The following is a 24130-nucleotide window of genomic DNA, read 5'->3' on the forward strand; positions in this document are numbered from 1 at the left end:
CGCCTGATTTCTACTGGTTTCCAGGCAAATCAACCAACCAATACGGAGAAAGTAATGCAAGATTCAAGGCAGAAGGCGGCGATTGCATCGCTGTGGGACGACGCGAAGGCGGCCGCCATGAGCGAGCCGGAGCTGCTGCTGTACCGTTCCAACCTGCTCGGATCGGACCTGCGCATCACCAATTTCGGCGGCGGCAACACCTCGGCCAAGGTGATGATGGAAGATCCACTGACCGGCGGCCAGGTCGAAGTGCTGTGGGTGAAAGGCTCCGGCGGTGACCTGGGCAGCATCAAGATCGATGGTTTCTCGACCCTGTACATGGACAAACTGCAGGCGCTCAAGCAGCGCTATCGCGGCCTTGAGCACGAAGACGAGATGGTGGGCTACCTGCCGCACTGCACCTTCAACCTGAATCCACGCGCGGCTTCGATCGACACGCCGCTGCATGCCTACATCGACCGCAAGCATGTGGACCACATGCATCCTGATTCCGTGATTGCGATTGCAGCCTGCGCCAACAGCAAGGCGCTGACGCAGAAGATCTTCGAGGGTGAACTGGGCTGGCTGCCATGGCAGCGCCCGGGCTATGACCTGGGCTTGAAACTGGAGGCCCTGTCGCAAAGCCAGCCGGAGCTGAAGGGCATCATCCTGGAGGGCCACGGCCTGTTCACCTGGGGCGACAGCGCCAAGTCCTGCTACGAAACCACGCTGGCCATCATCAAGCGCGCCGAGGAATGGCTGGCAGCGAACACCCGGCAGCCGGTCTTCGGCGGCGCGGCGATCGCGCCGATGGCTGCGCAGGAGCGCGCCGACCTGGCCGCGAGCCTGATGCCCATCCTGCGCGGGAAAATCAGCAGGACCGAATTCAAGCTGGGCCACTTCGACGACAGCGACGCCGTGCTGGAATTCGTCTGCAGCCGCGACCTGAAGCCGCTGGCTGCGCTGGGCACGTCGTGCCCCGACCACTTCCTGCGCACCAAAATCCGTCCGTTCGTGATCGACTTCGATCCTGCCCGTCCGGATTTCGAGGCGCTGGTAGCTGGACTGGATGCCGGCCTGGAAGCCTACCGCGCCGACTACACGGCCTACTATGAGCGCTGCAAGCGGGCCAACAGCCCGGCGGTGCGCGACGCCAACCCGATCATCTACCTGATTCCCGGCGTGGGCATGCTGTCCTTCGCCAAGGACAAGGCAACGGCCCGCATCGCCGGCGAGTTCTACGTCAACGCCATCAATGTCATGCGCGGCGCGAATGGCGTCGACAGCTACGTCGGCCTGCCGGAGCAGGAGGCCTTCGACATCGAATACTGGCTGCTGGAAGAAGCCAAGCTGCAGCGCATGCCCAAGCCGAAGTCGCTGGCCGGACGCATTGCCTTGGTGACTGGCGGCGCCGGCGGCATCGGCCAGGCGGTGGCGCGCCAGCTGCTGCAGGAAGGCGCTTGCGTGCTGCTGACCGATATCGACAGTGAGGTGCTGGCCGAGGCGCACCAGGCGCTGGCCAGGGTGTCCGGCAAGGACAATGTCGCGAGCATCGTGGCCGACGTGACCTGCGAGCAGGCGGTGGAGGCGGTGCTGCGCGAATCGGCGCTGCGCTTCGGTGGTGTCGACCTGCTGGTGTCGAATGCCGGTATCGCGTCGTCGGCGCCGCTGGAGGAAACCACGCTGGAGATCTGGCAGCGCAACCAGGACATCCTGGTCAAGGGCTACTTCCTCGCCAGCCGCGGCGCCTTCCGCGTCATGAAGCAGCAGAAGCTGGGCGGCAGCATGGTCTTCGTCGCCAGCAAGAACGGCTTGGTGGCATCGGCCGGCGCGTCGGCCTACTGCACCGCCAAGGCGGCTGAAATCCACCTGGCGCGCTGCGTGGCGCTGGAAGGCGCGCCGCACGGCATCCGCGTCAACGTGGTCAATCCGGATGCGGTGATCCGCGGCTCGCGCATCTGGGATGGAAAATGGAAGCAGGAACGGGCACAATCGAACAAGATCGATGCGGACGACGTGGAGGCCTTCTACCGCGACCGCAGCATGCTGAAACGCAGCGTGCTTCCGGAAGACATTGCGGAAGCGGTGTATTTCCTGGCCAGCGACAAGGCTGGCAAGAGCACCGGCAACGTGCTCAATGTCGATGCCGGCAACGCGGCAGCCTTCACACGATAAGCAGCGCAACAAGGAGACATGATGACGGCAGTAGTCAAGCAGGACCAGGTGGCGGGACATAACGCCACCCTGCAGGCGGGACTGGATGCGGATTACGCAGCCCTGGGCGGCATGCTGGGGCGGCGCGGCGTGGATATCGAGCAGCTCACCGCCGCGGCGCAAACTTTCGCGGTGGCCTTGCCCAGCTGGGGCGTCGGCACCGGCGGCACCCGCTTCGCGCGTTTCCCGGGCAAAGGCGAGCCGCGCAATGTGTTCGAGAAGATGGAAGACTGCGGCGTGATCCACCAGCTGACGCGCGCCACGCCGACCGTTTCGCTGCATTTCCCCTGGGACCGTACCGACGACCCGAAGGCGCTGCGCGAGCAGGCTGCGTCGTACGGCCTTGGCTTCGATGCTGTCAACTCAAATACCTTCCAGGACCAGCCGGGCCAGCAGCACAGCTACAAGTACGGCAGCCTGACTGCGCAGAGTGCCGAAGCACGCGCGCAGGCCGTTGCGCACAATATCGAATGCATTGAGCTTGGCAAGGCGCTGGGTTCGAAGGCGCTGACGGTGTGGGTGGGCGATGGCGCCAACTTCCCGGGGCAGCATAACCTGCGTGGGGCGCTGGAGCGTTACCTGGACAGCATGCGCGACATCTACGGCGCGCTGCCGGCGGACTGGCGGGTATTCATCGAGCACAAGCTGTTCGAGCCGGCCTTCTACGCCACCACCATCGCCGACTGGGGTACCAGTTTCGCCTGCGCGCAGCAACTGGGCGAGAAGGCGAAATGCCTGGTCGACCTGGGCCACCACGCGCCAAATACCAATATCGAAATGATCGTGGCGCGGCTGGCGCAGTTCGGCAAACTGGGCGGATTCCACTTCAACGACAGCAAGTACGGCGACGACGACCTGGATTCTGGCAGCATCAACCCTTTCCAGCTGTTCCTGGTATTTAACGAGCTGGCCGATGCCGCGCAGCGCGATGCTGCACTGCAGCCGGCCTATATGCTGGACCAGTCGCACAATGTGACCGACCCGATCGAAAGCCTGATGAACAGCGCGGCTGAAGTGCAGCGCGCTTTCGTGCAGGCTGCCCTGGTCGACCGCGCGGCGCTGCGCCGCTACCAGGAAGCGAACGACGTGCTGCAGTCGGCGCAGACGCTGAAGCAGGCTTACCGCACGGACGTCAGCCCGATCCTGGCCATGGCAAGGTTGCGCTCCGGCGGCGCAATCGATCCGGTGGGAGCATACCGTGCTTCAGGCTATCGCGAACAGGCGGCGGTGCGTCGCCCGGCCAAGGCCGGCGCCAGCAGCAGCGGCATCGTTTAAGGCGTGCTGCGCTACCTTGCCGCCGTACTGCTGGTCCTGGCCCAGGCCTGCGGCGCTGCGCACGCGGCAAGTGCCGCCACCGTGGCCGAATTTGGTGCGAAAGGCGACGGTGTCACGCTGGACACGGTCGCCATCCAGCGCGCTATCGATGTTGCCGCGTCGAAGGGCGGCGGCACCGTCAGCTTCCGGCCCGGAACTTACCTGACCGGCTCGATTTTCGTCAAATCCGGCGTCACGCTGAACATCGGCAAGGGCGTGACCTTGCTCGGGTCCCAGCGCATCGAGGATTATCCCGTCCTGCCGACCCGCATTGCCGGCATCGAAATGAGCTGGCCGGCCGCGCTGGTCAACGTCTATGGGCAGAAGGGCGCGGCGATTGAAGGCGAGGGCACGATCGATGGCGACGGCAAGGTTTTCTGGGACAGCTACTGGACGCTGCGCAAGCAATATGAGCCGCGCGGCCTGCGCTGGGCGTCCGATTACGATGCCCGGCGCCCGCGCCTGGTGCAGGTCTTCGACAGCAAGGACGTCAAGGTGGGCGGTGGCCTGCATCTGCGCCGATCCGGCTTCTGGACCCTGCATATCTGCTATTCGGAAAACGTGACGGTGGACGGTGTCACCATCCGCAACAATGAAGGCGGGCGCGGGCCGTCGACGGACGGCATCGACATCGATTCGTCGCGCAAGGTGCTGGTGCAGAACGCCGATATCGCCGTCAACGACGATGCACTCTGCATGAAGGCTGGCCGCGACTCGGACGGCCAGCGTGTAGCGCGGCCGACGGAAGACGTGGTCATTCGCAATTCCATCGTGCGCGACGGCGCCGCCGGCATCACGTTCGGCAGCGAAACCGCAGGCGGTTTCCGCAATGTGGAGGCCTACAACATCACCGTGGAGCGCGCTGTACCCGTCGGCATCCTGTTCAAGTCGGCCCACACACGCGGAGGCTTCGGCGAGAACCTGCGCCTGCACGACTTCACGATGAAGAACGTTGCGGTGGTGCTGCGCATCACGATGAACTGGAACCCCAGCTACAGCTATGCCGCCATACCGCCCGGGATGAAAGACGTGCCGCCGTACTGGAAAGTGCTGGCGACGCCGGTGCCGCGCGCAAAAGGCATCGCGCATTTCCACGACGTGGAGATCAGGAATATCAAGGCCACCGGCGCTGCCACGGCCTTTGAAGTCAGTGGCTACAAGGAGGCGCCGCTGCAGCGCTTTACCCTCGACAAGCTGGAAATCCAGGCTGCCAACGGCGGCCATTTGTACGATATCGACGACTGGAGCATCACCAACAGCCGGCTCGAGCTGGGTGCGCCGCTCGAGATGGAAGACGCCCGCGGCGTGCAAGGCCTGCCGCAAGGGAGCTTCATCGTGCGCCCGGCTGCGCCGAGGGCGGATCCATCGAAAAAGAGTTTTGAGGAGCAGGACAAGACATGACGACGACACGAGCATTCCGCATGAAGCTGAAACCTGGCATGGTGGAAGAATACCGCCGCCGCCACGATGAACTGTGGCCGGACCTGGCGCAGGCGCTGGGAGAGGCCGGCATCTACGACTATTCGATCTTCCTTGACGAAGAGACGCTGCACCTGTTTGCGGTCCTCAAGCTCAGGCCGGACCACAGCATCGATGCGCTGCCGCAGCAGCCTGTCATGCGCAAATGGTGGGATTGCATGGCTGACCTGATGGAGACGGTGCCCGGCAACCGTCCCCGCGAATGGCCCCTGCAGCCGATGTTCTACTTCGCTTGAGGCGTCGCCAGCAGGCCGCGTGCGCGCAGCCACTCCTCGGCGCGCCTTGGCCAGGCCGAAGCCGTGCCAAGGTTGTCGCGCATGCCCATGCCGTGCGAGCCCTGTTCGAACAAATACATTTCAGCCGGCACCTTGTGGCGGGTCAGGGCCTGGTAGAACAGGATGCTGTTCTCGACCGGCACCGACTGGTCGGCCTGGGTGTGGATCAGCAGCGTCGGCGGCGTGCGCGGCGTGACCTGCTTCTCAAGCGACATCAGCTCGACCAGCTCCGGCGACGGCGCCGCGCCAAGCAAGGCTTTGCGAGAACCGTGGTGGGCGGCGGGGCCGTCCAGCGTGATCACCGGGTACATCAGGACCAAGAAGTCAGGCCGCGCGCTGACGGCGTCGAGCGCTGCGCCGGTGCGGCCGGCGGGATGGTCGAACAGGGTGCCCGCGCTGGCCGCCAGGTGGCCACCGGCGGAACTGCCCATGATGCCGATGCGGTTCGGGTCGATGCCGAATTCTGCGGCGCGCGAGCGCACCAGGCGGACTGCGCGCAGCACGTCCTGCAGCGGGGCCGGATGGCCGAACTCCTGCATCCGGTAATTCAGTACGAAGCTGGTGACGCCGAGGGTGCTGAGCCAGTTGGCATATTGGACACCTTCGCGCATGGCGGACTGCCGCACGTAGCCCCCGCCCGGCGCAATGATGACGGCAGTGCCGTTGGGGCGGTCGATTGCGGCGGGTACCACGGTCAGCGTCGGCACGCTGGTATTGGAGATATAGCCGTCCTTGCGCACTTCGGCGCCGATATTGCGTGCACCCGGCACGCCTTCGGGCCACAATGGCATTTCGGCGGCTTGCGCGAGCAGGGCGCCGGCGGACAGGATCAGGAACAGCAGTGTTTTCTTCATAGGGAGTCCAGGTGGTGAATCGACGAATTCTTGTTGCGGCTTTGGCGCTGGCACTGGCCGGCAGCGCGGCGGCAGCCGATATGTTCAATGGCCGCGATTTCAGCGGCTGGGAGTTGCGCACGGAGCCCTCGGCGGCGATCGACAGCGTATTCAACGTTCAGCCGGGCGGCGTTATTGCGGCCAGCGGTTCGCCGCTCGGCTTCCTGGCGACCAAGGCCAGCTACCGCAACTACAAGCTGCACGTGGAATGGCGCTGGCCGGGCAAGACCGGCAACGGCGGCGTGCTGCTGCACATCAGCGACGGCCCGCTGGACCGCGTCTGGCCTCTGAGCCAGCAGGTCCAGACCAAGTTCGGCGCTGTGGGCGACCTGCTGCCGATGGCGGGCGCCAGCTTCGCCGAACCACTGACCGGCGACAAGCCGGCGCTCAAGGCACATATTGCGCCAGCCAGCGAGAAGCCGGCAGGGGAGTGGAATGCCGCCGATATCGTCAGCCGCGACGGCGTGATCGAAGTGACCATCAACGGCGTGCTGCAGAACCGCATCAGCGGGGCGGCGCCGCGCGAGGGACGCATCGGCTTCCAGCTGGAGGGCACGCCGTACGAGCTGCGCGCGGTGACGGTGACGCCTCTCGACTGAGGCGGCGCTACGCGTCATTTCCGCTTCAGCCATTCCTCGGGTACGGGCACCACCACGATATTCATGGAGCGCCCGTCGGCCGACAGCATGGCCGACTGGATCTCGATCTTCGTCCCGTCGGCATTGAAGGTCGGATGGGGATGGTCCTGGGCGGTGTCCTTGTGGCCGGTGGTCAGCATGATCATCTCGCGCGTACGGCGGTCGATCAGGTAAAGGCTGCGGCTGAAGTCATCGCCGACGGCGAAGCGGCCGTCGGGTGAGCCATGCACGTGCCACAGGCCGCTGCCTGAAGGCGTCTGGCCGGCGATGGTCATTTCACGGGTGCGCAGGTTGACGATGGCAAGGCCGGTTGGCTTTTCGCGGGTGCCACTGTTGCCCCAGCCGGCATCCTGGCCCGGATTTGCGCCATACACACCGGTGGCCGGCGCCGCGACACCGCCTCCGCCGCCCGCCACGGGCCGATGGCCCATGATGGCCATCGCCACCTCGTCTTTGCCGATCACGGCCTCGTGCGTTACCCATTCATACGGCGCTTCCGGATACAGCGGGCGCAAGCCGCTGCCGTCGGCCTGCACGGTCCAGGTGCGCTGCGGCGACTTGCCGCCGGTCTCCCAACAGAAGACGATCTCGCCCGCCTGCCACAGGTTGGCCTGGATATGGCCGATCTGGAAGGGGACCGACACTACGTGGCGGATTTCTCCCGTCTGCAGGTTCATGCGCGCGATGCCGTTCGGCCCGGCGCCCATATTGCGCGGGCCGAAATTGGGTTCGATCCTGGTGCCTGGCTTCAGGTGGGGGGCTGCAGCCTCTTTGCCGACCCTGAAATAGACCCATTCCTCGTCCGCATCCAAGGCCATGTCGCCGCCGGCCTCCAGCTCTGCGGGCGTGATCCCTGCCACGCGCTGGTAGCTGGCTGCAGGCTGCATGGCGCCTGCCTGGCTGTCGGCCAGGACCTGTCCCAGGTCGACTTCAACGATCTGCACCCGGCCCGGCGTGCCGTCCTTGCGCATGAAATACAGCTTCATCGCCTTGCGGGCCAGGTTAAGCATGCCAATGTAGCCGCCTTCGGTCACCTGCACCAGGTCCCCGGTCGCTTCGTTGACGGCCATCGCTTCGCCGCGCACACGGTTGGAACGGAACACCAGCCATTTCCCGTCGGACGTCCATTGAGGGTGCGTCGGGTAGATCTTGGCGTCGCCATGCGGCTGGCTGGTGAGGAAGGTCAGCATGGTGCCGGTAACCGGGTCCTTGACGACCTTGCGCTCGGAAGCGAAGCGCTTGCCGATCTGCGCCTGCGCAGTGGTGGAGAGGAAAAACGCCACGCACAGCATGGCGCAGGTGGTCAATCGTTTCATCTTGGTCTGCATCGCCTGTTGAAGGAATTTGATTGTCGGCGCTTTCTTTTGATCATATTGCTCATTTTCTTGATTCTTTAAACCGGGGGCGTTTTGGCCGAAACGCGCTCGCTTAGAATTGGCCGCATGAACAGCTTCCAGAAGGCGCTTGCCAGCGCCGCCGCCTATATCTTCCTGCTGGCGGGTTGCGCACAGCAGCCTCCCGCTGCCGTCAACACCGACCCCGCGCGGGCCCAGGTTACGCTGCCGGAACCTGGCAACCCGGCATTGCCGTCGCTGATCCTGATCGGGGATTCTACCGTGCGCAATGGCCGCGACGATGGCCAGGGCAAGGGACCGCAAGGGCAGTGGGGCTGGGGCAATCCGATTGCGGCCTATTTCGATCCTGCCAGGGTGAATGTGGTGAACCGCGCCGTGGGCGGCTTGAGCAGCCGCACCTACCTGACGAGCGGTCACTGGGCGAACACGCTGGCGCTGGTCAAGCCGGGCGACGTGGTAATCATGCAGTTCGGGCACAACGACAGTTCGGCCATCAACGATACCTCGCGTGCGCGCGGCACCATCCGCGGATTTGGTGACGAAAGCCAGGAGATTGACAACCTGTTGACCGGCAAGCACGAAACGGTGCGCAGCTACGGCTGGTACCTGCGCATGTACATCGCCGCGATCCGCGAGCACGGCGCGACGCCGGTGGTGGCGTCGCCGATCCCGCGCAAAGCCTGGGATGCGGAAGGCCGCGTGGCGCGGGCCCGCGGCGATTACGCCGGCTGGGCGGAGGCGGTGGCGCGCCAGCAGAATGTGGGTTTCATCGACCTGAACGAACAGGTGGCGCGCCAGTACGATGCGCTGGGCCGCGACGAGGTGACGAAGCTGTTCCCGCAGGTGACGCCGGATGAGCGGGTGCATACCAACCTTGCCGGCGCCGAACTGAATGCGCGCACCGTGGTGGCGGGCATCAAGGCGCTGCGGCTCCCGATGCTGCTTGCCGCGCTGTCGCCGCGCGCGGACAGCATCGCCGCCGCCGAGGACGAGCGTCCGGTGGTGGATGCCGCCAGGATCAAGGGCGAGCAGCCGCGCGATCCGCGCCTGCCCAGCATTTTCATCGTGGGCGATTCCACCGTCCGGAGCGGCGGCCAGAACGGCGCCATCGGCTGGGGTGAACGCATCGCGCCTTACTTCGATACTTCGCGTGTGAACGTCGTGAACCATGCGATAGGCGGACGCAGCAGCCGCACCTTTTTCACCGAAGGACGCTGGGAGCGCGTGCTGGGCCAGTTGAAGACCGGAGATGTGTTGTTGATCCAGTTCGGCCACAACGATGGCGGCCGCATCGGCGACCCGGCCAACAAGAACAGGGCATCGGCCCCCGGTACCGGTCCGGAAACCGTCACCGATACACGCCCGGACGGCAGCCAGGAACAAGTGCATACCTTCGGCTGGTATATGTCGCGCTACGTGCAGGACGCGAAGGCGCGCGGAGCGCGCGTGGTGCTGCTGTCGCCTGTGCCGCACCGGGATGCCTGGGAGCAGGGACGCGACTTTGCCAATTTTGCCGAATGGGACCGCGAAGTCGCTGCGCGCGAAGGCGCATTGTTCGCAGACCTCACCATGACGGTCAGCGACGGCTACCGGCGCCTGGGGGCTGCAGCGGTCAATACCTTCTTCTCCGACGCCCGTACGCATACCAATGACGCCGGCGCGCGCTTCAATGCCGAAAGCGTGGTCGCGGCCCTGAAGTCCTTGCCCGAAAATCCGGTTGCCGCTTGGCTCTCCCAGCGGGAACCGCAAGTCTGCACCTTTTCCGGCGAGCACGGGAAGCTGCTGTATGCCGACGATTTCACTAGGGGACTGGCGCAGTGGCAGGCGGAGTACAGGCGCGGCGCATCCAGGGCGCCGGCGGCTCGCATCGGCGCCGCCAAGGGCCGGTTGGTCATGGACCTGCCGGGCGACGCCACGCTGTGGTTCAAGCCAAAGCTGAAGGGCGATATCCTGGTCAGCTACAAGCGCAAGGTGGTCATGGCCGGTGGGACGAACGACCGCCTGTCCGACATGAACCAGTTCTGGATGGCCAGCGATCCCGCCAACCGCAAGCTATTTACCCGCGACGGCACGTTCGCGCAATACGACAACCTGTCACTCTACTACGCTGGCATTGGCGGCAACGGCAATACCACAACACGTTTTCGTAAATATGACGGCAAGGGCGAACGCGTCTTGCTGGCGGAGCGCAACGATGCCGCGCACCTGCTGCAGCCGAACAGGGAATATGCCATCGAGATTGCGGTGCGCGATGGCTGCACCCGCATGACGGTGGACGGCGAAGAATACTTCAACTGGCGCGATGCCGAGCCGCTGCGCGAGGGCCACTTCGGCTTCCGCAGCACGCATTCGCACCAGCAGATCCGCGATTTCAAGGTTTACCTGCTGAAGTGATAACAACGAGAGACAAACGAATGAACCGAAAGAACCACCTGCTGACCGCTATCCTGGTTGCGCTGGCGTTGCCGGCGTATGCTGCCCCGCAAGCTCCGCTCAACGACGTGACAGCGCCGCTGCACCTGATGAAGCCGGACTACCCGACCCCGTACGGTGCGCCGTCCGTGGCGGACGTGAGCAAAGTGCTGGACCGCGTCTTCACCTACCTCGACGCGGTGACCCCGGCCAAGGTGATCGACCAGAACACCAAGCAGGAGATCAGGGATTTCAGCAAGATCGACGACAATACGGTATTCGCCCAGGGCGATTACCGGCTCACCAGCTACGAGTGGGGCGTCACCTACGCGGGCATGCTGGCAGCCGGCGCCGCCACCGGCGAACAGCGCTACGTGGATTACACCAATAAGCGCGTGGCCCTGCTGGCCGGCCTGGCCAGGCCGACCCTGGCGCGCCTGAAGGCTAATCCGCAAGCCAAGTCCCCGGTGCTGCGCACGCTGGAACCGCACGCACTGGACGATATCGGGGCGCTGTGCGCAGCCTTCGTCAAGGCCAAGCGCAACGGCCTGCAAGCTGATGTAACGCCGCTGCTCGATGCCTGCCGTAATTTCATCGGCAGCAAGGAGCATCGACTGGCCGACGGTACGCTGGCACGTTTGCGCCCACAGCCAGATACCCTTTGGCTGGACGATATGTTCATGGGCGTGCCGGCCTGGGCGCAGTTGGGCAAGCTGACCGGCGAGCGCAAATACTTCGACGAGTCGGTCAAGCAGATCCTGCAGTTTTCGCAGCGCATGTTCAATCCCCAGAAGGGTATCTACATGCACGGCTGGGTGCAAGGCATGGAGGTACATCCGGAATTCCACTGGGCCCGCGCCAACGGCTGGGCGGTGATGACGATGGTGGAAGTGCTGGACGTTCTGCCGGAAGACCATCCGGGACGCGAGGCGGTACTCAAGCAATTGCGCGCGCACGTCAAGGGCCTGACGTCATACCAAGATGGCACCGGCTTCTGGCACCAGCTGCTGGACCGCCCGGACAGCTATCTCGAAACCTCCGCCACCGCCATCTACGCCTATTCGATGGCGCGCGCCATCAACAAGGGCTATGTCGACCGCATGGCTTACGCTCCGGCCGTCATGCTGGCCTGGAATGCTGTCGCCACCAAAGTCAACGCCAAGGGTCAGGTGGAGGGCACTTGCGTCGGTACCGGCATGGGATTCGATCCTGCCTTTTATTATTACCGCCCGATCAATGTGTTCGCTGCTCACGGGTATGGGCCGGTGCTGCTGGCCGGTGCGGAAGTCATCAACATGCTGAAATCGCACAAGTTCGAAATCAACGACAGCTCGCTGCAGCTGGTCACCCGCAAGTAAGCGGGGAAAGCACTGCGGCCGCGAGCCGCAGTGCTTATTTCCTCGATTTTTCGTAGAACTCTGCCTCGATAATCGACAGCACGCCGCGTGGCGCGCGATTGGCGCCGGTATCCGGCACGGCGTTCGCGTCGACTTCGATCAATTTCAGGGCGTCGCTGTCCACCGTGGGCCCGGTCAGTTCGATTTTTACGCTGGAGCCGTGGACCGGCCGCAATGGCAAGGTGACGTAGCCCAGGCTTTTCGGCGTGTCGCCGGCAAACACTTCTTGACCATCGACCGTGATGCGGATCGGGTAGCTGCGCTCGCGCCAGCCGGACAGGCGCAGGCTGGCTGCCGTCAGCGTGGCAGGATTTTCCAGCTCATAAGCGATCCAGCGTTTGCCCGCCTCCTGGCTGCTGGTCCAGCCGGTGGTCTCGTCGTCGTCGATGGTCCTGGCGGCGGCCGCGTCGTTGCTGCCTGCCGTGGTGCTGGCCACGCCGACCGATACGCGCGACACCTTGAACGATGGACCGGCCGGCGTCGGGCCGCGTTCCAGGTAGGAGGGCAGGCCGTCAGCGGCGCTGCCGACAACCAGCCCGCCTTGCTGTGGAACCGCATGCGATTGCAGTGTGACGGCTGCTGGCTGCATTCCCTGGGCGCTGGCGCGCAGGGTGATGGCGCCGGGCCGGGTCGTGCTGCGCACCAGGACTCGGTTGACGCCGCCCTCGACGGGGAGGCTGGTCTTGAGGATGTAATTGTCCGGACCTTGCGCGATGCCGCCGCGCCATTCGGCCGGCCCTTCCAGCCTGAAGTCGACCATGTCCAGCGCGACCGGGTTGCGGCGGCCTTCGGCGTCGATGGCTTCCACTTCGAACAGGGCCATGTCTGCCCCGTCGGCGCGCATGCCGCCAGGACCGGTGACGGCCTTCAGGCGCAGCGCGACCGGCGCTCCGGCTGTGTGCAAAGTCGCCTCGGCGACCGGCCTGCCGTCGGTCGAGTAACCGATGGCTTTCAGCTCGCCCGCTTCGTAGGCCACGGAAGGGAAGGTATGCAGGAAGCCGGCGCTGCGCTGGCCCCTGCCAAGGGAGCGTCCGTTCAGCAGCAGTTCGACTTCCGCCGCGCTGGAGACGACCGTGACGTCCTTCTTTGTCGCAGGGGCGTAGTTCCAGTGACCGATGATATGGAGCCGCGGCTTCTCGACATCGACCCAGCCATCCCACATGACCTGGTGGGCAAAGTAGCCGTCCTTCGGAATGCGCATGGCGTCGACCTCGCCGCTGCGGCGGTAGTTCTCCGCGCCCCGATGATGGGTATTGGTGTCCGAGAACACGATATTCACGCCGCCGCTGTTGACGCGGCGCCCGGTGCCAGGACGTTCGGCGTAATAGTCGTACCAGCGCAGCACGTCCTCGATGGCGTGCGTGTCCTGGTTTCGGTTGTAGGCGCTGGCGTCTTTCCCTTTGTGCAGGGGACCATCGCCGTTCTTGTGGAAAGGCGGGGAGAAATCGTCCCAATACTTGCGCAGCGCTTCGTCGCGCGAATACTCCATCGACCAGAAAGGCTGGCGCGCACTCTTGTTCACGTAGAGCATTTCGCCGCCGTATTCGTTGAAGCGGCTGCCCAGCATGTCGCGGCTGCCGGAAGCGCGGCCGCCGTGCGGATCGAACTGGTTGCGCAGCGCTTTCATCTCCTGCATATGCTCGTCCGAAACGCCACGGTTGCCGGATTCGTAGAAGACGATGCTTGGATTGTTGCGGTTGTAGATGATGGCGTCGCGCATGAGGGCGATGCGCTGTTCCCAGCGGCGCCCCGTCACGTCGGCTTCGGAATCGCCAGCCGGCATGGCCTGCATGATGCCCAGGCGATCGAGCGATTCAACGTCCTGCTTCCACGGCGTGGTGTGCATCCAGCGCACCAGGTTGCCGTTGCCTTCGACGATCAGGCGGTTGCTGTAGTCGCTCAGCCAGGGCGGCACGGACATGCCCACCGCCGGCCATTCATTGGAGGTGCGCTGGGCGTATCCCTTGAGCTGGATTACGCGGTCGTTCAGCTTGACTACACCGAAGTCGAATTCGGTCTTGCGAAAGCCGGTGCGGGTGCGCACGGTGTCGACCGCCTTGCCGTTGACCTTGAGCGTCGTATCGACGTCGTACAGGTAGCCGTAGCCCCAGCTCCACAGGTTCAGTTGTTCGACACGACCTCCGGCGCTGACGGTGCCGGTGGCGCCGGCGGCAAGCGTCTGCACCGGGCCGTTGAAGCTGGCTACCTGCCTGCCGTCACGGTCGCGCACTTTCACCTCATAGGCGAAAGTGCGCGGCCGTCCCGTTTCATTGCGGACCTGTGATTCGGCGTGGATATTGGCCGTGCGCGCCGCGACGTTGATGCCCTTGGCATAGACATACACGCCAGTGGTGCCGAGCGACGAGTAGAGGGGCAAGGTCTGGTAAAGCTTGCCCGCCACGTGCAGGCGGACGTTCTTCGGGATGCCGCCGTAGTTGGCGTTGAAGTTCTTGTCCGACCACTGGAAGCGCTGGTTGCTGGCCTTCTCTCGATAATCCCAGGCGTTGTCCGTGCGGACGGCGATCACATTGTCGCCAGGCCGGATGGCATCGCTGATGTCGACGCCAAACGCCATCACGCCATTTTCATGCAGGATCAACTGCTTGCCATTGACATACACCTCCGCCGCCTGCCGCACGCCTTCGAACTCGAGGAAGACCTTGCCGCCGGCAGATCCGGGCGGAAGGCGGAAAGACTTGCGGTACCAGGCGATGCCGGTGGAAAGGTCGGCGATGTCCTTCTTGAAGGCGTCGTCCTCATTCCAGGCGCGCGGCAGCGTAACCGGCTTCCATGCCTGGTCGTCGAAGCCGGGCTGGCTGGCGCCGGCAGGGTCGCCCACCAGCAGGCGCCATCCGGGATTGAAGTCGTAGACGCTGCGCTGTGACGGCGCCGCCTGCGCGACAGCTGCCGCCACGCAGGCGGCCATCAGGGTAAGGCAGGGGAGTGTGCGGAATGTCATGGCTTGGCGGCGGCAATGGTGGAGAGCAGGAATTCCAGTTCGGCCGCCCACGTGGCGTAGCCTTCGGTGGTCAGGTGCAGCTTGTCGCGGCTCAGGCCTTTCCAGTTGTCGCCTTCAGGCGTGAATTTCGATGCCAGGTCGAGGTAGAGCACATTGCGCCCGTCGGCCATTGGCACCAGAAGCTTGTTGGCGGCGGCCATCTTGTCGTTGGCGCGCGCATTGGGCAGGATGCTGCACAGGACTACTTTCACGCCGGGGAATTTGTCCTGGATCGCTGCAATCACGGCGCGCACACCGGCGGCAATGTCTTCCGGCGAATCGCCAACATTATTGGTGCCGATCATGAGCACGGCAATTTTCGGCTTCAGGAAGGACAGGTCGAAGTTCTGCAGGCGCCACAGCACGTGCTGGGTTTTGTCGGCGCCAAGGCCGAAATCAAAGGCGCGGTCTTCGAAGCGCTGCTTCCAGACCGGAGCGCCCGCGCCCCAGCGCCATTGCTCGGTGATCGAATCGCCGATGAAGATCAGCTCCGCCGGCCGGCCCTTGCACAGCGCCAGGTAGTCGGCGAAATAGCTCTGGTAAGGCACGCGCGCTTCGTAATTCTGGGAGCTCGCGACCGTGGTAGCCGGTCCGGCTGCCGCGTTGAGCGCCGCGATGGCGCTGGCCGGTGCGGCGAATACGGTACCGTGGCGCATGCGCTGCAGCGTGCCCTCGTCGGGGAAGTGCATGCGATCGCTGACGTCCTCCCAGTTGACCAGGTCGCGCGAGCGCATGCCGCCATAGCGCTTGGCCTGGTAGGCGTCGTAGTAGACCAGGTATTCGCCGTTGGCCTTGATGGCGGTTGGTCCCTCGACCCAGAGGCCGGGCGGGGTGAAGGGCTTGCCGAGCGTGCCAAAGGGCCCTTGCAGGTCGGGCGCATCGGCCAGTTGAAGGTATTTGTGGGCCGGGACACTGGTTTCATCCTTCACCAGCAGCAGGTTGCGGCCGTCCGCACGCAGGAAGGTCGCGTCGATCACGCTGAAACCGGGATCGTAGAACAACCGGGTGGGCGTAAAGGTGACGAAGTCCTTCGTAGTGGTGGCGTACATGCGGTGGTTGTACTTGCCTTCCGGCGAGGCTGCCGGCGCAGGGAACTTGCCCGGCACGGTGGAAGCCCAGAACAGCAGGAACTCGCTGCGCTTTGCGTCCCACACGATTTCCGGCGCCCAGGTATTCAGAACGCCGGGTTCGTGAGCCATCACCGGCAGCTCCTTCTGCGCCGACCAGTTGACCAGGTCTTTCGAAGAGGCGTAGCCGATATTGTTTTCGTTCCAGCCGCTGGTCCAGACCATGTGGTAAGTGCCGTCCGGACCGCGCACGATGCACGGGTCGCGCATCAGTTTTGCCTTGCCCACCTTCGGCGCCAGGTAGCTGCGCCCGAAGCCGACTTTCTCCCAACGGTAGCCGTCAGTACTGCTGGCGAAGTGCAGGCCGTCTACTCCATTGCCGGTGAAATAGGCGAACAGCCAGGCGTCGCCGGCATTGGCATCGTCGCCAGGTGGCCGTTCTGTGGCCCGGTTCGGGCTGGCCGGGACGGCAAAGCGTTCGGGCGGCGCAGGATGGGCTGGGTCGATGACCGCGACATCGGAAGCGATATCGGTTTGCAGAGGAAGCCGGTTGTCGCGAATGCCCTTGATCACCAGCCTGGCCAGCTCGTAACTGCCGTAGTTATTGTGGTGGGTGTTGTCGATCTTGCCGGGAGCAGGGGAAGCAAAGGCCGCCTTCGAACCTTCAGGGCCGAGCGCTTCGTAAAACACCTTGCTCATCGCGTTCAGGTCGATGAAGGGCGTCTTCAGTTCCGTCGCGGACTGGCGCGCCGCCTCGGCATAGTCGGCGAGGGAAGGGACGATCTTGCCGCTGGCGTCGAAGTTGCGGCGCTCCATCGGCGAAATGATGACGGGCAGGCCGCCACGCTTGCGGATGGCTTGCACGTACTCGCGGATCTCTTCCTTGTAGGTAGTGAAAGGAGCGCCCTTGCCATCCTTGATCTGCTTCTGGTCGTTGTGCCCGAACTGCATCAGCACCACGTCGCCCGGATGGAGCTGGCTCAGGACCTTGTCGAGCCGGCGCCGCGCCAGCGAATCGCGGTAGGTTTCGCCCGACTCGGCATAGTTGGCGACTGCGACGCTGCCCGGCTTGAAGAAGCGGGGCAACATCTGGCCCCAGCTGCTATACGGCTCCTGCGGCTGGTCGCTGACCGTCGAATCTCCAAGCAGGAAAACCGTGCGGCCGTTTGCCGGCTCGATATCCAGCGATTGCAGCGATGGGTTGTTGCCATTGAATTCAAGCGTCAGGCGGTTATCCCAGGCCCAGGCCTCCTGCACGGTCTCGCGCGGGACTTTCAACTGGACTTCGCCGGCGGCGACATCGTTTGCTGCGGCGATGGGGGGAGTGCGGATATTGACGGCGAAAGTCTTGACCTGAGACTGGCCGGGGGCCGTCTGCACGTTCTCCAGCATCAGGCGGCGCAGCTCGGCCTTGACCGTGGTGCTGGCGGCAGCGGCGCCGCCAAGCCTGACGGTGACCTTGTAGCTGCCTTCGGGCAGGTCGACTGAAAAGTAGAACGGCTTGCCGCCGCCGGGCGCCGCACCGGGTTCGAAGCCGTAGCCGTGCGCAGCGGTGTAGGCCATATCGGGAGTAACGGCAATGACAGCGGCGCTCCTGGCGGCAACGGGGGCGTCGCCGAAAGCGAAGTGCCGGGGCTGCGGCGCAGCGGCGCTTGCAGCCTGTGCGAACGTGCCGGCGGCAAGCAGGATGGTGGCAGCAAGGCGTGGCGCGGGCATCATTTCCTCCCCGCCGCGATGCTGACGGACCCCGCTGCGATGCCCGGAGCGGAAGCCCGCAGCGTGATGGCACCGTTGGCGGCGCTGGCTTTCACTACCGCCAGGCAGCGGCCAAACTGCGGTTTGCACTGGTTGGACTGGTAGGAATCGTGGCTCGTGTTATCGCCATTATCGACGGCAGCCAACATGCCGGGACCGTCAATGCTGAAGGTGATGGCGGCCGTGGCATTCGGATGGGGGACGCCTTTGGCATCGACAACCTGCGCCCAGACGAAGGCCGCGTCGTCGAAACCATCGCCCAACTCGCTGCGGCTGGTGGTGAGCTCGATGCGCGCAGGCGCGTCGGCGGTCTGCAGCTCGTCCGAGGCCACTTCCTTGCCGCCGTTCCGCGCCACGGCGCGCAGTTTGCCGGGGGCGAACGTGACGTCCCACTGGCGCGGGGAATCGTTCTTCGGTTTGGCTTTCACGCCCAGCGAAGCGTCGTTGAGGAACAGTTCGACCTCCTCGGCATTGCTGTAGACCTGGACCTTGGCATCGTCGTAGGTATGGATGTCGGTCGGGGTCCAGTCAGCGCGCAGCGGCCCGACGCCGCCGTTATCCTGGCTGCGCACAATATGCACCACCGGCTTGCTGGACCACCAGCTGCGACGCTGCAGGCCGCGCGGCTTCCAGTTGCCGGCGCGGTCGAACAGGCCCTGGTCGTAGGTCGTCATCGGCCAATCGGCCTCGCCCAGGTAGTCGAAGCCGACCCACAGGAACTGGCCCGCCATGAAAGGATTGTCGCGCAACGCCAGCCAGGCTGAAAGGGCATGGTTGTTTTCGGTGCCGATCACCTTGCGCGCCGGCTTGACCTTGTGCGCCGCCACCAGTTCGTTCTCGCGGTAGTTCTGGCCGACGATATCCATCATTTCGGCAAAGCCGTTCTCATACACCTTGGATAGGCCGGGGCGGAACAGCGCCATGGTGACGGGGCGTGTCGGGTCCAGCTGGTGCACCAGGTCCTGCTGCTGCTTGTACTTGCGGAAGCCTTCCGGGTTGTCCAGGTTGTCGTGGATCTCGTTGCCCACGCTGTACAGGATGATGCTCGGGTGGTTGCGGTCGCGCAGAACCATGGCGCGGGTATCGGCTTCCCACCAGTCGGTGAAGAAGCGGTTGTAGCCTTGCTCGCCGTTGTGCTTTGCTTCGTTCCAGGTATCGAAGGTCTCGTCCATGACCAGGAAGCCCATCTGGTCGGCCAGGTCCAGGAATTCCGGCGCCACGGGATTGTGCGAAGTGCGGATGGCGTTGACGCCCGCCTCGCGCAGCAGCTCGAAACGGCGCCGCCACGCATCCAGCGGCACGGCAGCGCCCAGAGCGCCGGCATCATGGTGCAGGCAAACGCCTTTGATTTTGAGGTTGACGCCGTTCAGCCAGAATCCGGTATCGGCATCGAACCGGAAATCGCGGATGCCAAAGGTGCTGGTGTGCTGGTCCAGCACCGTGCCGCCATTGCGCAGCGTGGCCACGGCGCGGTACAGCTTTGGCGATTCGAGCGACCAGCGCTGCGGCGCGGCCACTGGGAGGTCCAGCGCGATGTCGGCGGAGGCGCCGGCAGCGATTTGCCGGCGCACCTCGCCGTCCTGCACCGCCTTGCCATCGGGGTCGTAGATGGTTACCTGCAGCGTGTATTCGCCGGCGGCGCTGCCGGTGTTGCGGACGTCGGAACGCAGGGCGAGCTTCGCGCCAGCGGCACTGATTTCAGGCGTGGTGACATACACGCCGCCGTCGCCGAATTGCACGGCCTCGGTGCTGACGAGCCGTACGTGCCGGTATATGCCGGCGCCAGTGTAGTAGCGCGAGGCCGGCTGGGCGGAGTTGTCGGCACGTACGGCGATGGTGTTGGACTGGCCTTTGCCGAACCTGAGGTGGGGCGTCAGGTCGTAGGCAAAGCTGCTGTAGCCGTAAGGACGCTTTCCAAGCAGTTTGCCGTTGATCCAGACTTCGCTGTTGGACATGACGCCATCGATTTCGATGCGCACGCGGCGCTTAGCTTCCGATTGGGGGAGCGTGAATGTCTTGCGGTACCAGCCGACGCCGGCGGGCAGGTAGCCGCCGCCACGGCCGCTGGGATTGGCCTGGTCGTACGGACCTTCGATGCTCCAGTCATGCGGCACAGCCAGGGTGCGCCATTTGCCGTCGTTGAAGGCCTGCTTCTCCGCCCCTTTGGCGTCCGCCTTCAGGAAACGCCAGCCGGCGTCGAAGTTGACGGTGGAACGGCCGTCGGCCAGGGCGTGGCCGGAAAGCGCAGCTGCCAGCAGCGCTGCAAGTAATCTGGTCTTCATGTCTCGTTGGCTTGTTATGATTTGGTTGGAAGCTGTGCGCCAGCGAGCGCCAGGTTCTGGATAGCCGCGAGGCCCCATTGCGCGGTGTCGTTGGTGGTCATCCATGGCACTTCGCTGACCGGCACCAGCACGTCGGGACCCTTGATCGTGGTGCAGCGCAGCGCTGGCGTGCGGCCGCTGAAGAACTCCTGCCACGCCCTGCGCGCAAGTTCCGCATCGTTGCGGCGCCAGGCCGCGTAGGCAGTCAGGCGCGAATGGCCGACCCGCAAGGCATTGGTGCCGCCATGCGGCCCGCCAAGTTCGCGTTGCTGCTCCGCAGGATTTGCGTTGTAGAGGGCGCAGTAGCGCAGCCACGCTTGCTCGAAGCGCGGCTGGTCGAGCATTGCAATCAGTTCGGCGAAGATTTCCGGCGCGCCGAAGGCGACGTTCAGGTGGCTGGCGGTGACTTTGCCGCCCTGGGTGTTGTGCAGATGGCCGCTGCTGCGGTCGTAGCCCATGGCATTGGCGCTGAAAAAGCCTTGCGGCATGGCGGCGATGTCGCGCATCCCGGCCAGCAGCATGTCGCGCCAGCGCTTGTCGCCGGTGCGCTCCCATTCCACCAGCCAGGTGCCGGCCAGCGAGCTCCAGTCGGTGCCGAAACTGGCGCGCGCCGTGTACGGTCCTTGCAGCGCGCCGGCGCGTTTGCGCAGCGGGTCGACGGCGGCCAGGCTGGCGTCGGCATCCAGCAGTTCCCGCATGATGTCGCCGATGCGTTCGTCGGCTGTCAGGTAGTAATAGTAGCGGCGGTACAGGGCCTGGCTGATACGCAGCTGCTTGGCGCTGCAGCCCCAGTGCTGCACGTTGTGGCGCGAGCCTAGGCCGGCGAAGCGGCCCAGATGGTAGGTGTCCACTTCGCTGGTGTGGCGCGCCATGGCTTCGGCCAGGCGGAAGATATCGGCTCGGCCGGTGCGAAGGAATGAGTACCAGAGCCACAGGTCGGGCGACAGTTCGGAATTGTCCCAGGCGTAGCCGCCGACGTCGTAGCGCCAGGTGTGGCGGTCGGCATCGTAGGTGTGCATGACGTCGCCGTAGTCCCAGAAGCCGTACCAGTGGCGCTGTTCGACCTCGTTGCGGTAGAAGTCGAAGCGCTTGTCCAGCTCATTTTCGAGCTCCGCGCGGGCGGGGCAGGAGCGGTCGGGCAGGTCCCACATCGGGCCAAACACGCCGGTCGCCAGGTAGCGGGCGGGCGAGACCACCAGTTGCGGCGGGGTTTGCACGGCGGCGGCCATGCGCACCATCTGCTCGCGCTGCGGCGTCGCGGCCAGCGCCCACAGCGTGATCTCGCTGCTGCGTGCCACGCCGACCGGTGTGCCGAAGCCTTTTTCGTAATCCTCGTAAGTGATCTCCAGGCCTTCCAGTTCCTGCTCGTGGGTTTCCATGCCCATGCCGTCGTGATAGAAGCGCAGGTCCATGGCCTGGGCGTCGGGAGACCACATCCACATCGTCACTTCGGCTTTTTCCGTGTGGGCGCTGCGGATGTCGAGCTGGGTGGGGTGACGCTGCCAGAAGTCGCGCAGGCCGAATACGACGCCGCCGCTGGCGCCGCCGACGTAACCGCAACCGGCGGCGCGACGGCCCCACGCGGCGTTGATCCAGCCGTGGCCAGGCTTGGTGCGCTTGCGGATCTGGAAACCGTCTGCCGACAGTTGCGACAGCGTGTAGTCGCCCCAGGCAGGGATCAGTTGCAGGCGTTCGCTGACCTGCTTGTTCATTTGCCCTAGCGGCGGCACGGGCAGGCCGGCTACCTGGGCCTGGCGGAACGCTGCGCCGGGATCGCGGCGCAAGCCAGTCAGCCCGCGCACGCCTTCACCCCACAGGCCGCCGTCCCCGCCGCTGAAGCGCACGTGCCGGTCGTGCGGGGCGTCGCGCATGGGAACTTCAAAGCGAAGGCCGATCCCGCGCAGGAAGTCCTTGTTTTCGTCTCCGTCGAACACGAAGGTGTGCATGATGCGGATGGGTTCGGCGCCAGCGTAGAAGTACAGGCGCACGGTGAAGGGCAGCCAGGCGCGGTTGGCGCTGCGGTGGCGGCCTTCGATCTTCGCGACGGTGCGCAGGGGGCCGCGCTGTTCGATAGTAGTGCGTTCGATGGCGCTGGAGAAATGCTGCTGCCGGGTGGCGCCGTTGCCGGCGTCGGGCTGGTCGTCGCAGAGCGCTACCAGGCGGCACGCCTGCGCGATGGACCTGCCGTCGCGCGTGATGCTGCGGATCAGTTGCTCGCCCCTGCGCGGCAGCACGCAGCGGATGATGCCGGTGTCGATCGTGAACGCGTCCTGCGCTTCCTGCACCACGATGGCGGCGGCAGGACGGGAAGCGGGCTTGCCGGGCCGGACGCTCAGGGAGCCGCCGACGAGGAGGGAGGGCTCGGCCGGCATCGCATGGGCGGTCCACTTCAGCGAGCCGTCGGGCCAATAGGCGAGCGGCCAGCTTTGCATGGGGTGTTCACCGGCAGCGCTGGCGAGGACGAAGGTTTGCTGTTGTTTCTGTTGGCCGCGCGGCCACGGAACGGTAAAGGTCGTGCCAAGCGACAGCGCTGGAGCGGCGCCTTCGAGCCAGCGCAGGGGGACGTCGGGTTCCGAGGCAGCGGCAAGTGCCGCGGCATTCGCGGCCGTGTCGGAACTGTGCGTCGCCCCGCCGGCCCCGCTGGCATCGCCCGCACCGGCAGGGCCGGCGATGCCGGCCAGCGAAGCGAGCGCGGAGGCCTGGATAAACTGTCGTCGTGTCAGCTGCGCCATATCATTGAGCGCCCTTGTACGAGACCTTCAACGGCGACTTGATGCGCGCGGTCTCGGCGGCGATATGGCGATCCCAGTCAGCCTTGCTGGCGAACGGGCTGCCGCGCGACCATGTCGCGCCGGCGTAATAGCGCAAAGGCTTGCCTGAAACGACAGGCGCGGTGACCAGTTCATTCAGGTCGTCCTGCGCGTAACCCTCGGCGGACGGCAGGATGACGGCCACGCCAAACGCACCATTACTTTTCTGCTCGACCCACTGGCTTAGCGAGCCTGCGGCGCGTCCCGTCGTCACGACGGCCTCCTGGCCCTTGTCGGCCGGATTCCGGTTCAGCCCCAGGGCCGCCGTCAGCGAGGGAACGCCGTTGAACGTGAAAGTGCTTTCAACCTGGTCGAAATAGTGTCCCGCGTCGACGGTGAAGCGTTTTGCTTCCGAGACCTTGACGCCGGCGGCATCCCAGCTGTCATAGGAGAGTTCGAAGACTGCTCGCACCGGTCCGTTTGCCAGCACCTTCCATTTTGCATAATTGCGCGCGGTGGACAGTGTCATGCCATCCCAGATCCCGGTACCGCCGGCCCCGCGCGAGCGGCCGACGTTGTACATGTCCATGCCTTCGCCTTCGTCATGGTGATAATGGTCGTGCCCCTTGTTGTACCAGCGGTCGACGATCGGGTATTCCACGCGTTTGAACCAGATATCGAGACCGCTCGTGACCAGCACTTCCTTGCCGCTGCCCGGTTCTGCCGGCGCGCCCAGCGCTGGCCCGTAGGTGCGGTGCGCCACCTTGTCGTTCTCCCACGCGAAGTCGTCCAGGCGTTCCGGCACGTAGCGCGCAAACACCTTGGAAGGGAACGGGGGCGACACGGCGCCGCTTTTCTCGACGGTGAAGGTAGCGCTACGCTCACCAGCCGCGAAGTCGTGCTGGAAGATCAGCTCACCGTAGGCGATGCCTTTGCCCTCGGGATCTTTCGCTTCCGGCAGAACGTTGGTCACCTGGTAGGGCAAGGCCTTGCCCGACGCATCACGCACCGTGATCTTCTGCAGCAATGCCCCGGGCAGGGCGCGATTGACTTCTGCCCATGGCACAGCGATCGTCTCGGAGGGGCGCGCCTGCGCCAGTTCATGGCTGGCAGTGATGGTGAGGCGTTCGGCGGCATGCGCGCTGCCGGCAGCGGCGAGAATAAGGAACAGTGCTTTGGCGCGCATGGTAGGCTGTGTTAAGGTTGATGTGATCACAATAGTGTTCCGAGTATTGGATTTCGCGCAGGGAGTGTCAACGGAGCAGGGCATAGTAATCATGTAA

14 protein-coding genes are annotated in these 24130 nt (G+C 64.8%); 7 read left to right on the forward strand and 7 right to left on the reverse strand.

From position 1 onward, the window contains the following. The first annotated feature begins 54 nt into the window (after positions 1–54). From ACN9MW_RS08715 to ACN9MW_RS08730, 4 genes are read left to right on the forward strand one after another with little or no spacing between them, the layout of a single operon-like run. The gene (locus tag ACN9MW_RS08715) at positions 55–2154 is read left to right on the forward strand and encodes a bifunctional rhamnulose-1-phosphate aldolase/short-chain dehydrogenase (protein WP_426169866.1); all 2100 of its coding nucleotides are present in this window, start codon (positions 55–57) and stop codon (positions 2152–2154) included. Between the two features lie 21 nt (positions 2155–2175). After that, on the forward strand, positions 2176–3468 hold the full coding sequence (gene rhaI, locus ACN9MW_RS08720; protein WP_426172154.1) for an L-rhamnose catabolism isomerase: 1293 nt from the start codon (positions 2176–2178) through the stop codon (positions 3466–3468). A gap of 3 nt (positions 3469–3471) precedes the next feature. Continuing rightward, complete coding sequence (locus tag ACN9MW_RS08725) at positions 3472–4908, forward strand: glycoside hydrolase family 28 protein (protein WP_426169868.1); 1437 nt, start codon at positions 3472–3474, stop codon at positions 4906–4908. Beyond that, positions 4905–5222, forward strand: a complete 318-nt coding sequence (locus ACN9MW_RS08730; protein ID WP_426169871.1) for an L-rhamnose mutarotase — start codon at positions 4905–4907, stop codon at positions 5220–5222. The genes ACN9MW_RS08725 and ACN9MW_RS08730 overlap by 4 nt, the downstream gene beginning before the upstream one ends. On the opposite strand, the gene ACN9MW_RS08735 is transcribed toward ACN9MW_RS08730, so the two are convergent. Continuing rightward, on the reverse strand, positions 5210–6115 hold the full coding sequence (locus tag ACN9MW_RS08735) for an alpha/beta hydrolase (protein WP_426169874.1): 906 nt from the start codon (positions 6113–6115) through the stop codon (positions 5210–5212). The genes ACN9MW_RS08730 and ACN9MW_RS08735 overlap by 13 nt on opposite strands. Positions 6116–6129: 14 nt before the next feature. Here ACN9MW_RS08735 and ACN9MW_RS08740 point away from each other — a divergent pair, with 14 nt between their 5' ends. Further along, entirely contained in the window at positions 6130–6753 is a 624-nt protein-coding gene (locus tag ACN9MW_RS08740) for a 3-keto-disaccharide hydrolase (RefSeq protein ID WP_426169876.1), read from the forward strand. 14 nt (positions 6754–6767) lie between these two features. On the opposite strand, the gene ACN9MW_RS08745 is transcribed toward ACN9MW_RS08740, so the two are convergent. Next, complete coding sequence (locus tag ACN9MW_RS08745; protein WP_426169879.1) at positions 6768–8108, reverse strand: hypothetical protein; 1341 nt, start codon at positions 8106–8108, stop codon at positions 6768–6770. Positions 8109–8234: 126 nt separating this feature from the next. Between ACN9MW_RS08745 and ACN9MW_RS08750 the strand changes: the two genes are divergently transcribed. Both ACN9MW_RS08750 and ACN9MW_RS08755 read left to right on the forward strand, forming a co-directional pair. Continuing rightward, the gene (locus tag ACN9MW_RS08750) at positions 8235–10541 is read left to right on the forward strand and encodes a DUF6250 domain-containing protein (RefSeq protein ID WP_426169881.1); all 2307 of its coding nucleotides are present in this window, start codon (positions 8235–8237) and stop codon (positions 10539–10541) included. A 20-nt stretch (positions 10542–10561) separates the two neighbouring features. Continuing rightward, positions 10562–11917, forward strand: coding sequence for a glycoside hydrolase family 88/105 protein (locus ACN9MW_RS08755; RefSeq protein WP_426169884.1), 1356 nt, complete (start codon positions 10562–10564; stop codon positions 11915–11917). A gap of 34 nt (positions 11918–11951) precedes the next feature. On the opposite strand, the gene ACN9MW_RS08760 is transcribed toward ACN9MW_RS08755, so the two are convergent. Genes ACN9MW_RS08760 through ACN9MW_RS08780 form a run of 5 tightly spaced genes read right to left on the reverse strand, consistent with a single transcriptional unit; the run spans position 11952 to position 24033 of the window. After that, a complete protein-coding gene (locus tag ACN9MW_RS08760) occupies positions 11952–14915 on the reverse strand; it encodes a DUF4982 domain-containing protein (protein ID WP_426169887.1) in 2964 nt (987 codons plus the stop codon). Further along, positions 14912–17740 (reverse strand): GDSL-type esterase/lipase family protein, encoded by a 2829-nt coding sequence (locus ACN9MW_RS08765; protein WP_426169889.1) that lies wholly within the window; start codon positions 17738–17740, stop codon positions 14912–14914. The genes ACN9MW_RS08760 and ACN9MW_RS08765 overlap by 4 nt, the downstream gene beginning before the upstream one ends. After that, entirely contained in the window at positions 17737–20058 is a 2322-nt protein-coding gene (locus ACN9MW_RS08770) for a glycoside hydrolase family 2 TIM barrel-domain containing protein (RefSeq protein ID WP_426169892.1), read from the reverse strand. The genes ACN9MW_RS08765 and ACN9MW_RS08770 overlap by 4 nt, the downstream gene beginning before the upstream one ends. Before the next feature lie 14 nt (positions 20059–20072). After that, on the reverse strand, positions 20073–22829 hold the full coding sequence (locus ACN9MW_RS08775) for a Tat pathway signal sequence domain protein (protein ID WP_426169894.1): 2757 nt from the start codon (positions 22827–22829) through the stop codon (positions 20073–20075). 1 nt (position 22830) lies between these two features. Continuing rightward, entirely contained in the window at positions 22831–24033 is a 1203-nt protein-coding gene (locus ACN9MW_RS08780; protein WP_426169897.1) for a DUF4861 family protein, read from the reverse strand. Between the last annotated feature and the right edge of the window lie 97 nt (positions 24034–24130).

The organism is Pseudoduganella sp. R-34, from assembly GCF_049904655.1.
In the GTDB taxonomy this organism is placed as follows: Bacteria; Pseudomonadota; Gammaproteobacteria; order Burkholderiales; family Burkholderiaceae_D; genus Rugamonas.

Coding starts and splice junctions, on each gene's coding strand:
- ACN9MW_RS08715 (WP_426169866.1), top strand. CDS start 55: ATGCAAGATTCAAGGCAGAAGGCGGCGATTGCATCGCTGTGGGACGAC.
- rhaI (WP_426172154.1), top strand. CDS start 2,176: ATGACGGCAGTAGTCAAGCAGGACCAGGTGGCGGGACATAACGCCACC.
- ACN9MW_RS08730 (WP_426169871.1), top strand. CDS start 4,905: ATGACGACGACACGAGCATTCCGCATGAAGCTGAAACCTGGCATGGTG.
- ACN9MW_RS08735 (WP_426169874.1), bottom strand. CDS start 6,115: ATGAAGAAAACACTGCTGTTCCTGATCCTGTCCGCCGGCGCCCTGCTC.
- ACN9MW_RS08745 (WP_426169879.1), bottom strand. CDS start 8,108: ATGAAACGATTGACCACCTGCGCCATGCTGTGCGTGGCGTTTTTCCTC.
- ACN9MW_RS08750 (WP_426169881.1), top strand. CDS start 8,235: ATGAACAGCTTCCAGAAGGCGCTTGCCAGCGCCGCCGCCTATATCTTC.
- ACN9MW_RS08755 (WP_426169884.1), top strand. CDS start 10,562: ATGAACCGAAAGAACCACCTGCTGACCGCTATCCTGGTTGCGCTGGCG.
- ACN9MW_RS08760 (WP_426169887.1), bottom strand. CDS start 14,915: ATGACATTCCGCACACTCCCCTGCCTTACCCTGATGGCCGCCTGCGTG.
- ACN9MW_RS08765 (WP_426169889.1), bottom strand. CDS start 17,740: ATGATGCCCGCGCCACGCCTTGCTGCCACCATCCTGCTTGCCGCCGGC.
- ACN9MW_RS08770 (WP_426169892.1), bottom strand. CDS start 20,058: ATGAAGACCAGATTACTTGCAGCGCTGCTGGCAGCTGCGCTTTCCGGC.
- ACN9MW_RS08775 (WP_426169894.1), bottom strand. CDS start 22,829: ATGGCGCAGCTGACACGACGACAGTTTATCCAGGCCTCCGCGCTCGCT.
- ACN9MW_RS08780 (WP_426169897.1), bottom strand. CDS start 24,033: ATGCGCGCCAAAGCACTGTTCCTTATTCTCGCCGCTGCCGGCAGCGCG.